The sequence below is a fragment of the Azospirillum sp. B4 genome, assembly GCF_000333275.1.
In the GTDB taxonomy this organism is placed as follows: domain Bacteria; phylum Pseudomonadota; class Alphaproteobacteria; order Azospirillales; family Azospirillaceae; genus Nitrospirillum.
Map to the genome: position 1 here is coordinate 1 of NZ_BACU01000525.1, position 1,693 is coordinate 1,693.

Genomic DNA, 1,693 nt, shown 5'->3' on the forward strand with positions numbered 1-1,693 from the left:
TCCGGCTCATTTTCCTCTCGGCCTTGCGGCACCGCACCCATGGTGTTTCGAGGTCCAAGCGCCTCACGATACTTTTATTGAACTGATATCAGGAGAACGAAGTCAAATTGCAGGAGGGCAACTCGCTGTCGAGTGCTGCCCGTTTCGTCGTGTTGGGCTACAGCTACCATCAGGTGAGCCATCTAGACATGTCTTCTGGGCTGATAGGCTGAGATTCGTTGGACAGGCTTTCCAACAGGGTGCTGGGGTTCTTCGCCACACCCCATCGCACGTTCGGGTCGGGATCGGCGGCCAGGCGCTCCAGTACCGGCACTGGCGTCAAATGGTAAGACGCCACATTCCAGCGCAAGTCCCTTTCGGGATCGGCCGACAGGCGCTCCAGGGCTGGCTCCGACACCCATCGGCTCAACGACAGGCACTCGCGGACATACCTGAGGGGATCGGCGGCCAGACGTTCCAAGGCCGGTCCCGGCGTCGACTGGTTCATTGCCACGTTCCCCCGCACGCCGTCGTCGGGATCGGCGGCCAGGCGCTCCAGGGACGGTCCCGGCACCGATGGTTTATCCGCCACCTTCCGCCGCACGTTCACTTCGGGATCGGCGGTCAGTCGATCCAGGACCGTCACGGGCACCGATGGGTTCTCCGCTACCCCCTGGCGCACGTCCCATTCGGGATCGGCTGCCAGACGCTCCAGGGTCGGACCTGGTGTCGAGGGGTTCATCGCCACAAGCCGTCGCACGTCCGGGTCGAGATCTGCGGCCAGGCGCTCCAGGGCCGGCCCCGGCGTTGAGGGGTTATACGCCGGGATTGTGCACACCTCTCCGTGGGGATCGGTGGCCAGGCGAGCCAAGAGTGGCCCTGGCGTCGAGGGGTTCGCCGCCGCGATCGCGCGCACGCCCGCTTCGGGATCGGCGGCCAGTCGAGCCAGGACCGTCACGGGCACCGATGGGTTCTCCGCTACGGTGAATTGGACGCGCTCATCCTCGTCGGCGGCCAGCCGCTCCAGGACCGGCCCCGATGCCGATCGGTTCCCTCCCACAGCCGCTCGCACCCTATTTTCGGGATCGGCGGCTAGGCGCTCCAGGACCGGTCCCGATGCCGATCGGTTCCCTCCCACAGCCTCCCGCACCCTATATTCGGGGTCGGCGGCTAGGCGCTCCAGGACCGGTCCCGATGCCGATCGGTTCCCTCCCACAGCCTCCCGCACCCTATATTCGGGGTCGGCGGCTAGGCGCTCCAGGACCGGTCCCGATGCCGATCGGTTCCCTCCCACAGCCTCCCGCACCCTATATTCGGGGTCGGCGGCCAAGCTCTCCAAGATCGGCCCCGGTGTCGAGGGGAGCATTGCTATGCACCTGCGCACGTCCCGGTCGGCGTCGGTAGCTAGGCGCTCCAGGGCTGGCCGCGTCACAGAGGGGTTCAACGACGCCATACCCTGGCGCACGTCGACGTAGGGATCGGAGGCCAGGCGCTCCAGGGCCGGCCCCGGCGTTGAGGGGTTCTTCGCAACACTCCGTCGCACGCTCCTGTCGGCGTCGGCAGCCAGGCGCTCCAGCAGCGGCCCCGGCGCCGAGGGGTTTTTCGCCACACCCCATCGCACGTTCGGGTCGGGATCGGCGGCCAGGCGCTCCAGGGCCGGCGCCGGCGCCGAGGGGTTTTGCGCCACGGTCACGCGCACGTCCGCGTCGGGATC

The 1,693-nt window shown here is 67.5% G+C and carries 1 pseudogene; it reads right to left on the bottom strand.

From position 1 onward, the window contains the following. Positions 1-169: 169 nt before the first annotated feature. A pseudogene (locus I55_RS35005) lies at positions 170-1,693 on the bottom strand (hypothetical protein); the annotation flags it as partial.